Raw genomic sequence first — 13,073 nt, forward strand, 5'->3', positions numbered from 1 at the left:
CTCGGGTCGCCGCCGCCCGGCCTACCGGAACGAGGGGAGCACTTCCTTCTCGTAGAACTCGAAGAACGCCTCCTGGTCGTCGCCGATCTGGTGGAAGTAGACGTGGTCGTAGCCCGCGTCGAGACACTGCTGGATGCTGTCGACGTGCGCCTGCGGGTCCGTGTCGGTGAGTATGCTCCCCTCCCGAACGTCGTCCTCGGACACCAACTGGCTCGCCTGGTCGAAGTGCTTCGGCGTCGGCAGTTCCTGATTCAACTCCCCCGGCAGCGCCGACTGTCGCCAGTTCTCGTGGGCCGTCTCGACGGCCTCGTCTCGTCGTCGGCGACGCAGACGGACAACTGCGTTATCTTCGGGCCGTCGCCGTCGAACTCGGAGACGATGTCCTGCGGACCGACCGACCAGAAGCCGTCGCCGAGTTCGTCCGCCATCCGCGCGGACTCCGCCCCGAACGCCGAGACGACCAGCGACGGCGGTTCGTCCGGGAGGGTGAACAGACGGGCGTCTCGACGGTGTAGTGGGGGCCGCGGTGACTCACCTGTTCGCCGGTCCAGAGGCTCCGAATCACGTCGATTGCCTCCGCCAGCATCTCCTTTCGCACCGCGTACTCGGGCCAGCGCTCGCCGGTGACGTGTTCGTTCAACGCCTCGCCGGTGCCGACGCCGAAGTAGAACGCCCTGCCGTCCAGCATCGCCTTCGTCGTCGCCGCCGCCTGCGCGACGTTCACCGGGTGGATGCGCGTCGTCGGGCAGGTGACGCCGACGCCCACGTCCACCTCCTCGGTCGCTTCGGCGACGCCGCCGAGGGTGCTCCAGACGAACGGCGACTCGCCCTGTTCGGCCAGCCACGGGTGGAAGTGGTCGGAGACGGACAGGAAGTCGTAGCCCCTGTCCTCCGCTTCGACGGCGTTCTCCACCAGTTCGGTCGGACCGAACTCCTCGCTCGACAGCGTGTATCCGAACTCTGTCACACGCCCGATTTCAGGCGGCTGTTCGATAAAACGAACGGCAGTCCGGTGTCAGAAGAAGTCGTCCAGCCCGGACTGGCCGTCGTCGTCCTCGGCGTCCTCGGCCCTGTCGTCGGCGTCGGCGTTGCCGTCCAACACGTCGTCGGCGGCGTCGTCACGGTTCGCCGTGTCGTCGCCGTCGGTGTCCACGCCGTCGCCGCCGTCGGCGTCGGGTGCGGCCCCCTCGAACGCTCCGCCGGTGTGCGACTCCATCTCCGTCTCGCGCATCTCGCGGGCGTCCTCGACGATGGACTGCACCTTGTTCGTCGTCTCGCCGCTTCCGGTGACGTAGGAGACGGCCGCCTCGTCCAGGTCGTACCACGCGGCCATGGCGACGGTCAGGTCGCGGGGCTTGCAGTGGTGGGTCATCGTCGCGAGGAACGGGAGGACGTCACGGCGGGCCGTCCCCATCGAGAACCCGCCCGATTCGGCTATCTTCCGGACGATTTCGTCCCGCGTCGAGTCGCGCGTGGAGCGATACGGCGCGCCGCCGTACTGGGTCCACCCGCCGCGGGTTCGGTCCCGCGCCGCGGCGACGCCCGCGGCGACGTTGTCCGTCGCGTACCGCCAGTAGGAGTAGTCCTGCGTCGCCCTGACGCGGCCCAACCAGACGTCGGCGTTGGCGAGGAACTCGTAGGCGCGGGCGAGTTCGTCGTCGTCGTACACCAGCGACACCTTGTCCTCTATCCACTGCACCTGGTCGTCGGGCGTCTCGTCCACCGCGTACGCCGACTGCAGTGCCTCCTCCGCGGACTCCTCTTTCAGCACGGCGTCGATGAACGCGAACAGGCCGATGGCCCTGTCGCGCGTCCCCGTCACCACGTCCTCGACGGTGAGACGCTCCTTCCCGTCGGCGGCCGCCTGCAGGTCCTTCACGGCCGAGCGCAGGTCACCGCTGTTCGTCTCCGCGAGTCGGTCCAGGGCGTCGCTGTCGAACTCGATTCCCTCCTTGCGGAGGATGTCACGGAGGACGGGGACGATAGAGCGCGCGGAGACGTCGCGGAACTCGATGTCCTGCGTGGCGTTCCGCAGGCCGTTCGACATGTCGTAGTACTCGTTGGCGATGAGGACGATGGGCTGGTTCGCCTTCTTGACGAGGCGCGTTATCGCGCCCGCGCCGCCGCGGTCGTAGTTGCCGTGGATGTTGTCCGCCTCGTCCATGACGACCAACTGCCGACCCTCGCGCCGGCCGTCGGCGTCGCCCGCCGACGCGCCGGCCAGCGTCGTGTTCATCGCGGCGCGCCCGGCGAAGCGTTCGATGACGTCCGCCGTCCGCTGGTCGGAGGCGTTCAGTTCGACCGTCTCCCACCCCATGTCGTTGGCGAGGGCGTGCGCCGCCGACGTCTTGCCGACGCCCGGCGCGCCGTGGAGGACCACCGCCTCGCGGTGGTCGTCCCACGTCTTCCCCCACTCGGCGAGTGCGTCGCGGGCCTTGTTGTTCCCGCGGACCTCCGCCAGCGTCGAAGGCCGGTACTTCTCCGTCCAGTCTGCCATTGTGTGAGGGTGGTCGGACGGGCGTTTAGTGGTTGCGAATAGTCCACCGGGAATCTCGTTCGAGGGACCCGTCTTTTCGTGCAATCCACTCGTGGCGTACGAGGAGTAAACGTATTACTCCGGAGTCTCGAACAGTACGGCATGGCGAGCGAGGACGAGTCGAACGTCGAGGGAGTGAATCTCTCGGAGATGCGAGCGTACCTCGCCGAGACGCCGGTCGTTTTCGCCGTTCTGTTCGGGTCGCACGCACGAGAAACCGCCACCGAATCATCCGATGTGGATGTCGCCCTCCGGTTCCCCGAGGAGATGACGGACCACGAACGGTTCGACGCTCGAAACCGCATCGACGCTGGGCTGCAGGAGTACGCCGACGGGTTCGTAGACGTGAGCGACGTCGACTCGCTTCCGACGCCGGTTGCGTACGCCGCACTTCGTGACGGAATCGTTCTCACCGGCGACGAGCGTGCGGTCGAGACGTACCGAGAACGAATCGGGCGAGAGTACGAGGCGACGGCGAACGAACGGGAGCGAGAGCGCCGTGAGTTCATCGACCGACTCGCCCGGGGCGACACGTAGATGGTCGACGGGGACGTCGTCGTGGACAAACTCCGTCACGTCAATCAGTACACTGACGACCTGAAGCGAATGCGAGGGATGTCGAAGGAGGAGTACCTCGCCGACATGGTGACTCAGCGGGCCGTCGAACGGACGTTCATGAATCTCATCCAGTCCTGTATCGACCTCGCCCAGCACATCCGTTCGGCCGAAGCACTCACCCCGAGTGGGACGTCGAAGAAGGAGATAGAAGCCCTCGGGAACGCCGGTATCCTCTCGGATGAGACGCAAGCGAAGATGGAGGAGGCCGTCGGGTTTCGGAACGTTCTCGCTCACCGATACGGCGATGTCAATCACGACGTCGTCTACGACGTGCTACACGAGGACCTCCGCTGGTTCGGGCGGTTTCAGACCGAAGTCGCTCGGTGGTTCAAGCAGCAGCGGTCGTAAGCGGTAGTCCTCGGTCAACAACGCCATTCCGGCTCTTCACACCCCGACCGAGGAGGAACAGACTGTGTGGTTCGTCCGTCGGATTCCGAGGAGGAGGACGGCCGGCCTTACACACGAACTACACACGATTAGACCGACTGCTCCGTCCAGTCTGCCATTGTAGAAGGGTCGTCCGAGGTGCGTTTAGTGGTTGCGGAGCGTCACCGGCGCGTCGCCACCGGCGACTCAGTCGGCGGCCGACGAACGGTTTCCGCCGCTTCCGTCCATCTCGGCGGGGTTGCCCATCCCCTCCTTGACGCCGGCGACGATGAGCACGGCGTTGACGGGGTAGGCGGCGACGAACCCGATGGTCAAAGAGAAGAACAGCGCCGTCCAGAACAGCGGCGCGGTCCACTTCGCCCCGCCGGCGAGGAGGAGGTCGGTGCCGATGGCGGCTATCTCCATGATGGTGATACTGGGCGTCTCACTCCACAGTGCGTCCTTCACGGCCTCGCCGAACCCGACGCCCTCCTGCATCAGCGGCCCGATGGTGAACGCGAACCCGAACAGGAACGCCATCGTGAACGTCGCCACGGTCACCCAGAACAGGGAGAAACTGAGGATGATGGTCGACGCGGTGATGCCGATGACTTCGCCTATCCCACAGCCCGAGTAGCAGTGTGAGGTCGAACGGAACCCTCGCTTCCAGAGCGAGTCGCTGTCGAGTTGCGTCCGCCCCGAGTACCAGTACACCGCCAGCCCGACCGGACCGGAGTAGGCGACGACGAGCGACCAGACGAACTTCATCATCGAGGGGAGGTTCTGGTTTCGCTCGCGGACGTCCCACCAGAGGACGCCGAGCGAGACGACGTTGAGGGTGACCCAGACGGCCAGCGTCACCCAACTGGCGAGGAGCGGCTTGAGCAACTCGCGTGCGGGAGCCAGCGCGTGTTCTACCTGTTTCCCCAGGTGTACCGCCCACTCGGGGACGGGCGAACTGGCGAGCGTAACGACGACCGGGTCTGACATCGTCTGTACTCACGGGTGGCGCGTTTTTTCGCTTTCTGGCTTACAAACTGAGCCTCGGGTTCACCCCCGGATTCCGTGAGTCGGGCGCGAAGGCCGCGGACACGCGTCGCGGCGCGCCTCGGTCACGGGCGCGTCCGGCGCCGCCGCTCCCCCAGAACTTTCGAAAGGACGCTCGCTTCGGGCGCTCAGTTTACGTTCCCAAGAGCGACGGCGAGCGGGTTCCGGGCTCGCTCGCTCACTCCTCGACCACGTCCGGTGACCCGCGGACGGCGGCGCGTTGCGTCGGGACGAGGTCCAGCGTCTCGTCCACGTCGCCGAGGACGAGCATCGCGTAGTAGCGCAGGTACGCCTGCACGGGCACCTGCACGAGTGCGGCGACGGCGAGGACGGCGAGACCGAACAGGAGGCCGGCGAGGACGAACACCGCGATGCCGACCGGTTCGGCGACGAACTCGACGAGACCGATACCGAGGGCGAACAGGAGGCCGAACGGGACGAGGAGGACGACGACGAAGACGACGGTGACGATTGCGACGAGGATGCCGCCGACTATCGAGAGGAAGAAGCTCGCGACGGCGTAGGCGAGATACTGGACCCAGTGGCGAGTTATCGTCGCCCAGAGGCGCCGCCACCCGGCGAGGACGCCGCAGTCGTCCAGAATCATGATGGGGACGACGAAGACGGTGGTGAAGCCGTTGACGAGGCCGGCGACGACGGCGAGGACGACGAACAGGGGCAGGAGGACGACCAGGAGGACGGCGAGCGAGACGCCGCCCGTGAACGGTTCGAACCCCGCTGCGGCGAGGAGGAACGGCGCCGCGAACAGGGCGACGGTGCCGAACACGAAGAAGCCGACGAGCAAGCGGAACCCGAACAGGCGAACGCCCTGTTTCCACCGTCGGCCCCAGTACCGCCGGACCGTCACCGACTCGTTTCGGAGCGACTCGACGAAGACGAACTCCATGACCGAACCGACGAGGGCGAAGGCGAGTCCGAGGAGCACGAAGAAGCCGACGACGCCCGCGACGAGGAGCCACGCGTTCGGCCCGAACACGTCCCCGGGCGGGACCCCCGGCGCGGGGCCGCCGGTGCCGCCGTCCCCGCCGAACGTGTACTGAAAGGAGTTGACGTTCGCGCCGGGGCCGCCGATGAACAGCGCCACGAGAGCGAGTTTCACCCACGCCGTGCGGTCCAGAGAGCCGAGGAACGTTCGCGTCACGTCCAGTGCGTCGTCGACGTCGTCGAGTGCGTGAAGAGCCATACGCCCCGTACGCTCCCCTCCTATGATAATGTATTGACAACAATGGTCGCGGTGAGAATCGTCGGTAGCGTCAGTGTCGTCCGCACGAGAGCGGTACCGGGAGCGGGGCCCGGCGTTCGCACGCACCGAGAGCGACGCCGCGCCCGACGAGGCGTTCCGCCCCGTGCCGTCGGTCGCCCCGCTCCCCGAGAAAACGATAAGCGGAGCGTCATTTTAAGTCGCCGCCGAGCGTAGATTCTCTCATGTCCGACCAGTCCGTCGCCATGAGCCACGAAGAGACAGTCGAGTTCCTCGGGACGGGCGGCACCGGCGTCGTCGCGTTCGCCAAGGACGACGACTCCTACGCGATTCCCGTCTCCTACGGCTTCGACGCGGAGCAGGAGAGCATCTACCTCCGACTCGCGTTCGACTCGGAGTCGGAGAAACGTGAGTACGTCGACGCGCCCGGTGCCGTCTCCGTCGTCGTCCACGAACAGACCGACGAGGGGTGGAAGTCCGTCGTCGCCCGCGGCCGCCTCACCGAGGTGACGGAGGCGGCCCTCGACTCCACCGTCGTCGAGGCGATGCGGACGATGGACATTCCGTTCGTCACTATCTACGACGAACCGACCACGGAGTTGGAGTTCGAGATGTACCGCCTCGTTCCCGACGAACTCACCGGTCGGCGGGAGAAGACGATGCGTGGTGTCGAGTGACACGGCCGGGGTAGCTTCTTTTCGCCGGACTGCGTCCGCACGGTCGTGTTCCCCGTCGAGATACGCACCGACCGCCTCCGCCTCAGGCGCGCGACGCGGGAGGAGGTCCCGTCGGTCGAACTGTACGAACACGGCCGAGAGGGCGCCGCGAGCATCGAAGACGTGACTCGTTACGTCACGCGGAACCCCTACCGGTCGCCGAAGGAGGCCGACGAGTTCCTCGCCCGGGTCGAAGCGCGGTGGGAGGCCGGCGAGAGCGCCGTCTACGCCGTCTACCCGCGCGACGGCGAGGACGGCGCGGGCGCGTTCGCCGGGACGGCGGGCCTGCACTTCGAGTGGGGCCGCGACACCGCCGCGTTCGGCATCTGGCTCAGGAAGCCGTTCCGGGGTCGCGGCTACGTCAGCGAACGCGCGCGGGCGTCTTCGAAGTCGCCTTCGACGAACTCGACGTGTCGCTGTGCGCGGCCGAGGCGATTCCGGCCGACGAACGCGCCGTCCGCGCCATCGCGGACTACGTCGAGGCGGCGGGCGGCAGTCGGGACGGCGAGTTTCGCCACCGCGTCGAACGCGACGGTGACCCCGAGTCGACCGTCCGGTTCTCCGTCACGCAGGCGGAGTGGCGCGACGCGGTGGACGAACGGACGGCGACGCTCCGGTGGGAGGACGGCGATGGCGACGAGTGACCTGTTCCCCGCCGTCGTCGAGACGGACCGACTCAGGCTCGAACGCGCCGGTCGCGACACCGTCGGCGTGCGGGAACTCTACCGCGTCGCCTCCGGCGAGGACGCCGCGGAGACGTTCGAACACGTCCCGTTCTCGCCGCACGAGACGCCGAAGGAGACGTTCGACTTCCTCCGCGGGTGCGAGGAGCGGTGGGCGGAGGCCGAGAGCGCGGAGTACGCGATTCGGCTCCCGGACACCGGCGAGTTCGTCGGCGTCGGCGCACTCGAGTTCGACTGGGACCGCGACGTGGCCGAACCCGGTATCTGGCTCCGGAAGCCGTTCTGGGGGCGGGGCTACTCCGTCGAACGCGCCCGCGCCCTGCTGACCCTCGCGTTCGACCGCCTCGACGTCGGCCTCGTCGCCGTCGGCGTCGCCGCCGGCAACGAGAAATCTCGCCGCGCCGTCGAGAAGTACGTCGCGGACGCGGGCGGCCGGTTCGAGGGCGTGGTCCGCCGCGGCCTCCCCTTCACCGACGGCGACGTGCGCGACGAGGCGCGCTACACCGTCTCGCAGGCCGAGTGGCGCGACGCGTGCGGTGCGGACGACTCGGTGACGTTCGTCGAGACGCTCCCCTGAGCGTCGCGTTCTCCGTGCGCCGCCCTCGTACGCCGGCCACGAAGTATATACGAAGCGGTGAGAGTCGTCTCGACAGTAATGTCTCCCAGCAGCGTTCGGTCGCCGCGAACAGCGGTCGCCGGCCTCGGAAGCGGCCTCGGAGCCGGCGTCCTCGGCTACCTCCTCGTCTACCTCGCGACGGCGGGGACGATACGGAACTCCGCCGCGTTCGGTTTCCTCGAAGCGTTCGGGAGCGAACTCTCGGTGTGGCAGGTCGTCGGCTGGTCGTTCCTGAACGTCCACGGCGTGAAGACGCTCGTCCCGGGCCTGTTCGGGTCCACGTCGAGCGTCGACCTCGTCGGGACGACGGAGGCGTTCTCCCCGCTCCTGTACGCCGTGCCGGTCGTCTGCCTCCTCGCCGGGGGTGCGGCGGCCGCGACGCTCTCGCGGGCGTCGTCGCCGGCGGACGGCGCGCTCTCGGGGGCGATGGTCGCGTTCGGCTACTTCGTCGTCGCCGTCGCCGGCCTGTTCGCCTTCACCGTCTCGTTCGGCGGGAACGTGGTCCGCCTCGACCCGGTGACGACGGTTCTCCTCGCGGGTCTGGTCGAACCCGTCGTCCTCGGCGGCGTCGGCGGTGCCGTCGCGGGCGCGGTTCGCGGCGGGTCGTAGTCAGAGTTCTCTGGCGACCATCTCGCCCCAGTGTTCGAAGCCGTACCGTTCGTAGACGCCTGCGCGCGGTCGTTCTCCAGGTCCACGTCGAGCACCATCCGGTCGAGCGGGAGCGTCTGCTCGCGGGCGCAGTCGAGGGCGGCCTCCATCAGGTCGTCCGCGACGCCCGTGCCGCGCGCGTCGGGCGCGACGAATATCTCGTTGAGGACGGCGGCGTCCCAGACGAACGCCAGCGACTCGGGCAGGACGAACGCGTAGCCGACGAGTCCGTCGGCCGTCGCCGCGACGGCGACGCACGTCTCGTCCTCGTCGACGCAGCGGTCGACCCACGCCAGCCACCGGGTCCGGTAGTCGTCGTCGAGTTTCTCCTCGTACGTCTCGCCCTTGTCCTCGCCGCCGGTGTTCGCCCCGATGCCGAGTTCGAAGCCGCGCTTCAGGGCCCACAGGTCGTCGGCGTCCTCCGGTTCGTACGGTCGTATCGTCGCGTCGGTCATCGTTCGTCCGTCGACGCCGTCGGCCATGAACGCCCCGATGCGAGGGCGGCCCGTCTCGTTCGGACCGGCTCACGCCTCGAACAGGTCCGCGAACCGGTCGCCGGCCAGTCGCACGCTCACCACGACGGCGGAGAGGAGGACGATGCCGAACCGGAAGCCGGTCATGGCGACGGGGAAGATGCGTTCGACGCGCGCCTCCTCGGGGGCCGGTTCGACGCCCCGCGTCGGCGCGGCGTCCAGCACCGTCCGGAACTGGAAGTTGTCCGTCGTTCGGGCCGGTTTCGGCTCCGGCGGCGAGAGGTCCACGAGCGTCTGGACCCAGCCCCGGTCCGTCGAGTAGAGCAGTCGGCCGTCGACCGTGTAGAACCGGTCGTGCAGGGGGTAGAAGGCGTTCACGCCGCCGACGAGGAGGTCCGGGACGATGCCCGCGGCGAGGAGGCAGAACGCCCCCACCCACGCCAGTTTCACGCCGCGCACGCCGAACCGCCGCCGGAGGGCCGACGCCGCGCCGCGACGCGCGTCCCAGAGGAGGAGAGCGAACAGGACGGCCGGCAGGACGAACGTGTGCCCCAGCGACCGGTGCGCGCCCGGCAGGAGGGGTTCCGCCAGCACGTCGAGGTCCGGAAGCGCGGTGAACGCGAACACGACGAGGAGGCTCCGCCGGTCGAACTCCGCGCCGAGGAGGGCGGCACCGATGAGTCCACCGAGTGCGAGGTGGACGACGGTCGACGGCATGGGGGAGAGTGACGCGCTCTCCCTCTTGAACGTTCGCCTCGGGTGACCGACTTCGGACCGTCGCCGACACATCGTCGTTCGTCGAACCCGATTTTCGATACCCTTTTGCGCCCGAGTCGCACACGTCGCACCGTATGCACCGGGACGGACGGGGCGCGGGTGACGCTCGATGAGCGAGGTTCCGCGCGACGAACTCGCACGACGTATCGCCGGTGAGATAACGCTGAGCGACGACGCGGGCGCGACCCTCCGCAAGTGGCGGACGGACTTCGACATCTCGCAGACGGCGCTGGCCGAGGAGTTGGACGTGTCGTCGTCGGTCATCTCCGACTACGAGAGCGGACGGCGCGAGAGCCCCGGCATCGGCGTCGTCCGCCGGATGGTCGAGGCCCTCCTCGACATCGACCAGTCGCGCGGCGGCAGTCGTATCCGGCAGTACGCTCGCGTCATCTCCGCGGGGTTCGAGAGCGACATCGTCCAAGACTTGCGGGAGTACGCCACGTCGGTCCCCCTCGAACGCCTGTACGAGGCGATGGACGCGACGGAACTCGTCCGCGGCGACCACGACCACGTGAGCGGGCACACCGTCATCAACAGCATCGAGGCCATCACGCGCCTGTCGTCCGAGGAGTTCTACCGCCTCTACGGGCAGTCCACGAGTCGCGCGCTCGTCTTCACGGGCGTCAGTCGCGGCGAGTCCCCCCTCGTGGCGATGCGCGTCGTCAACCCGACGCCGAACGCCGTCGTCCTCCACGGCCTGACGGAGGACGACCTGTGGGAACACGCCCCCGCCCTCGCCAGCATCGACGGCTTCTCGCTCGCCATCTCGAACCGCGACTTGGACGAGATGCTCGACGACCTGCGCGCGCTTCCCTGAGACGGCCACCGGATTCTTGTCCCCGACCACCGTGTGTGACCCCGTGTCACGCCGGGGCGCCGACGAACTGTTCGAACTGCTCGGAAACGAACTCGCGCGCGAGATACTCGTCCGCACGAGCGACGACTCGCGTTCGGCCAGCGAACTCGCGGGCCGGTGCGACGTGTCGAAGCCGACCGTCTACCGGCGGTTGGAGGAACTCGAACGGCACGAGTTGGTCGAGAAGGAGGCCCGTTACGACGCCGACGGCAACCACTACGCGGCGTACGCCTGCCGGGTCGAAGAGATGACGTTCGGCGTCGACGGCGACGGCGTCACGGTCGAACTCGACCGCTGTTCGCCCGTCGCCGACGACGGGTGACGGGGACGGCCGTCCCTACGTGGACTCCGTCCCTGCGGACGTCCCGAAACTCAGCTTCGTCTCCTCGACGACGTAGATGTACCCGACGGCGATGCGAGGTACACCAGCATGATGGGGACGTACCACTTCGGCGACATCGCTGGGTTCACGAACGCGGCCCAGTACGCCACCGCGAGGCTGCCGAGTCCGAACGCTGCCGCCTGCCAGTGCCGCGCGACGTCGCGGACGGCACTCTTGACGCGCGATTCGTCCGACTGCCCGTCGTCCGCCGTTGCCTCCGTGGCGGACGCGTCGACACGAGTGTCACCGGTCACGTGCCACCCGGATTAAGAATCGTGATGAATTTATGGTTGGCGGCCGCCCCGTCGCCGCGCCCACGCGGTCGCTGGCCGTTCTGCATCGACTCGCTTCGCCCGTCGGCGACGGCGTTCGGGCGGACTGAGTCCGCTACTCGACGTAGTCGTACCGGCGTTCGTTCATCCGACCCCAGCCCGTGAAGACGAACTCCGATTCGGGAGCGGTGAACTCCTCGACGTCCACCTCTTTGGCGTGGTTGTGGACGTCGTGGATGAGTTCGTACTCGTCGTACGTGATGTCCTGCCGCCGGTCGAGTTGCCCGTCCACGTCGATGGCCTCGACGTGTTCGGCCCACCCGTCGACGATGGTCTCGGCGTGAATCTCGGCCTGCGCGCCGGAACCGTACGACCCGACGAGCATCCGCTTGCCCGCCAACTCGTCGCCGCGTTCGAGGGCGTCACGCAGGGCGGACAGGCGAGCGATGTGGACCGACCCGGTGTACCAGTTGCCGACGTTCCGCGAGATGGAGAGCGTCGGTTCGATGGTGGTGGCGTACCACTCGCGGTACTGCTCGGTCTCCTTCAGGTCGTCCATGTAGGCGCGGATGGCCTCCTCGTAGTCGTCCCACGTGTCGTACTCGCTCTCGCGGGGTTGCATCCCGATTTCGTCGGCGAGTTCGTCCTCGACGTCGGTGTCGCGCGTCATGTGTCGGAAGCCGAGGACGGCCGCCTTCCGGACCATGCCGGGGAACGGCGTGTGGAACGGGATGTACTCGAAGTCGTCGGGGTGGGTGTCGCCCGCGACGGACTCGTAGTCCTCGAGGGCCTCGCGCATCCGCGCGAGGTACACCTGCACCGACCGCTTGCCGTCCACGCTGGGGAACTGCTGGTTCGGCTTCAGGAAGTCCGTCTCGTCGGCGCTCCCGTAGCCCTGTTCGGTCGAGAGTTCGACGATGGACGGGTTCTCCGTGATGAGCATGGCGACGGCGCCCGCGCCCTGCGTCGCCTCGCCGGGGTCACCGCGTTCGTACAGGGCGGTGTCCGTGGCGATGACGAGTGCGGCGCGGCCGCGGTGCCGACCCGCCTTGATCCAGTTGTACGCGTCGTCGATGCTCTGCGTCCCCGACAGGCAGGCGAACTTGCGTTCGCCCTTGTTCGCGTGGTGGAAGTCGCCGTCGTACACCTGTTCGAGACACCCCGCGATGTACGTCGAGACGGGTTTGGAGTTGTCGAACGCGGACTCCGTCGCCACGTCGATGCGGCCGATGTCGTCGGGCGCGAGGCCCTCGCGGTCCATCAGACGCTTCGCCGCGTTCGCTCCCATCGTGACGATGTCCTCGTAGACGTCCGGGAACGACGACGATGCCAGACCCAGCCCCTTCGTGTACTTCTCGGGGTCCTCACCCTTCTCCGGCGCGAAGGTGTTCGGCAGGTCGAGTCTGAGTTTCCCCGTCCAAATCTCGATGGCGTCGATGCCGACGGCTGTCATACGTCCCCTCTCCGAAGCCCGGCCATATGGGTTTGTCGATGAGGTGTTACGTCAGGTGTCGAAACGAACGCGGGCGGGCGACGCGCGACCCCCGCCGCAGCGTCACCGACTCAGAGCCACCCGAACAGCAGGCGGAGCAACCACTCCAGCCACCCCGGCCACCCGCCGGCGGGCGCGTCGTTCGGGTCGACGGGCGCGACGCTCACGTTCACGGCGTCGGTGTCGGTGGCCCCGTCGTCGTCGGTGACGGTGAGTCGGACGGTCACCTCCCGGTCACGGTCGGTGACGACGTCGGTGAGCCTGAGCGTCGGCCGGACGCTGTCGGCGTCGGTCAGTTCGAGGCCGCCGCCGAGTCCGTCGTCGTCGACGACTTCCCACTCGTACGTCAGGTCGTCGCCGTCGGGGTCG

At 68.0% G+C, this 13,073-nt stretch carries 13 protein-coding genes and 4 pseudogenes; 8 read left to right on the forward strand and 9 right to left on the reverse strand.

Annotated features, from left to right (window positions below):
• Window positions 1-21 precede the first annotated feature (21 nt).
• Together GJ632_RS23745 and GJ632_RS12240 are read right to left on the reverse strand one after the other, a co-directional pair.
• Window positions 22-967 (reverse strand): annotated as a pseudogene (locus GJ632_RS23745) (TIGR03557 family F420-dependent LLM class oxidoreductase).
• Between the two features lie 48 nt (window positions 968-1,015).
• Window positions 1,016-2,497 (reverse strand): replication factor C large subunit, encoded by a 1,482-nt coding sequence (locus GJ632_RS12240; protein WP_191453080.1) that lies wholly within the window; start codon window positions 2,495-2,497, stop codon window positions 1,016-1,018.
• Between the two features lie 141 nt (window positions 2,498-2,638).
• Between GJ632_RS12240 and GJ632_RS12245 the strand changes: the two genes are divergently transcribed.
• Together GJ632_RS12245 and GJ632_RS12250 are read left to right on the forward strand one after the other, a co-directional pair.
• Window positions 2,639-3,073, forward strand: coding sequence for a nucleotidyltransferase family protein (locus tag GJ632_RS12245; protein WP_191453082.1), 435 nt, complete (start codon window positions 2,639-2,641; stop codon window positions 3,071-3,073).
• Window positions 3,074-3,502, forward strand: coding sequence for a DUF86 domain-containing protein (locus GJ632_RS12250; RefSeq protein WP_089807950.1), 429 nt, complete (start codon window positions 3,074-3,076; stop codon window positions 3,500-3,502).
• A gap of 225 nt (window positions 3,503-3,727) precedes the next feature.
• On the opposite strand, the gene GJ632_RS12255 is transcribed toward GJ632_RS12250, so the two are convergent.
• Entirely contained in the window at window positions 3,728-4,510 is a 783-nt protein-coding gene (locus tag GJ632_RS12255; protein ID WP_191453084.1) for a DUF4396 domain-containing protein, read from the reverse strand.
• Between the two features lie 235 nt (window positions 4,511-4,745).
• Entirely contained in the window at window positions 4,746-5,771 is a 1,026-nt protein-coding gene (locus tag GJ632_RS12260) for a hypothetical protein (protein WP_191453086.1), read from the reverse strand.
• Window positions 5,772-6,013: 242 nt separating this feature from the next.
• Here GJ632_RS12260 and GJ632_RS12265 point away from each other — a divergent pair, with 242 nt between their 5' ends.
• From GJ632_RS12265 to GJ632_RS12280, 4 genes and pseudogenes are all read left to right on the forward strand, one after another.
• Window positions 6,014-6,466: a pyridoxamine 5'-phosphate oxidase family protein gene (locus tag GJ632_RS12265; RefSeq protein WP_191453087.1), complete on the forward strand. Its 453-nt coding sequence runs from the start codon at window positions 6,014-6,016 to the stop codon at window positions 6,464-6,466.
• Window positions 6,467-6,511: 45 nt separating this feature from the next.
• Window positions 6,512-6,826 (forward strand): annotated as a pseudogene (locus GJ632_RS25945) (GNAT family N-acetyltransferase); the annotation flags it as partial.
• Between the two features lie 324 nt (window positions 6,827-7,150).
• Complete coding sequence (locus tag GJ632_RS25950) at window positions 7,151-7,765, forward strand: GNAT family N-acetyltransferase (RefSeq protein WP_231751529.1); 615 nt, start codon at window positions 7,151-7,153, stop codon at window positions 7,763-7,765.
• A 78-nt stretch (window positions 7,766-7,843) separates the two neighbouring features.
• Window positions 7,844-8,413: a transporter gene (locus GJ632_RS12280; protein WP_191453090.1), complete on the forward strand. Its 570-nt coding sequence runs from the start codon at window positions 7,844-7,846 to the stop codon at window positions 8,411-8,413.
• On the opposite strand, the pseudogene GJ632_RS12285 reads toward GJ632_RS12280, so the two are convergent.
• Window positions 8,414-8,934 (reverse strand): annotated as a pseudogene (locus GJ632_RS12285) (GNAT family N-acetyltransferase).
• 42 nt (window positions 8,935-8,976) lie between these two features.
• Window positions 8,977-9,642: a metal-dependent hydrolase gene (locus tag GJ632_RS12290; RefSeq protein WP_191453092.1), complete on the reverse strand. Its 666-nt coding sequence runs from the start codon at window positions 9,640-9,642 to the stop codon at window positions 8,977-8,979.
• Window positions 9,643-9,811: 169 nt separating this feature from the next.
• Between GJ632_RS12290 and GJ632_RS12295 the strand changes: the two genes are divergently transcribed.
• Together GJ632_RS12295 and GJ632_RS12300 are read left to right on the forward strand one after the other, a co-directional pair.
• Window positions 9,812-10,519, forward strand: a complete 708-nt coding sequence (locus GJ632_RS12295; protein WP_191453094.1) for a helix-turn-helix domain-containing protein — start codon at window positions 9,812-9,814, stop codon at window positions 10,517-10,519.
• A gap of 43 nt (window positions 10,520-10,562) precedes the next feature.
• Window positions 10,563-10,880: a winged helix-turn-helix domain-containing protein gene (locus GJ632_RS12300; protein ID WP_197427985.1), complete on the forward strand. Its 318-nt coding sequence runs from the start codon at window positions 10,563-10,565 to the stop codon at window positions 10,878-10,880.
• Window positions 10,881-10,930: 50 nt separating this feature from the next.
• On the opposite strand, the gene GJ632_RS12305 is transcribed toward GJ632_RS12300, so the two are convergent.
• From GJ632_RS12305 to GJ632_RS12315, 3 genes and pseudogenes are all read right to left on the reverse strand, one after another.
• Window positions 10,931-11,194 (reverse strand): hypothetical protein, encoded by a 264-nt coding sequence (locus GJ632_RS12305; protein WP_191453098.1) that lies wholly within the window; start codon window positions 11,192-11,194, stop codon window positions 10,931-10,933.
• Between the two features lie 133 nt (window positions 11,195-11,327).
• Entirely contained in the window at window positions 11,328-12,665 is a 1,338-nt protein-coding gene (gene hmgB, locus GJ632_RS12310) for a hydroxymethylglutaryl-CoA synthase (RefSeq protein ID WP_089807926.1), read from the reverse strand.
• A gap of 110 nt (window positions 12,666-12,775) precedes the next feature.
• Window positions 12,776-13,073 (reverse strand): annotated as a pseudogene (locus tag GJ632_RS12315) (hypothetical protein); the annotation flags it as partial.

It is taken from the genome of Halogeometricum sp. CBA1124 (assembly GCF_009741955.1).
In the GTDB taxonomy this organism is placed as follows: domain Archaea; phylum Halobacteriota; class Halobacteria; order Halobacteriales; family Haloferacaceae; genus Halogeometricum; species Halogeometricum rufum.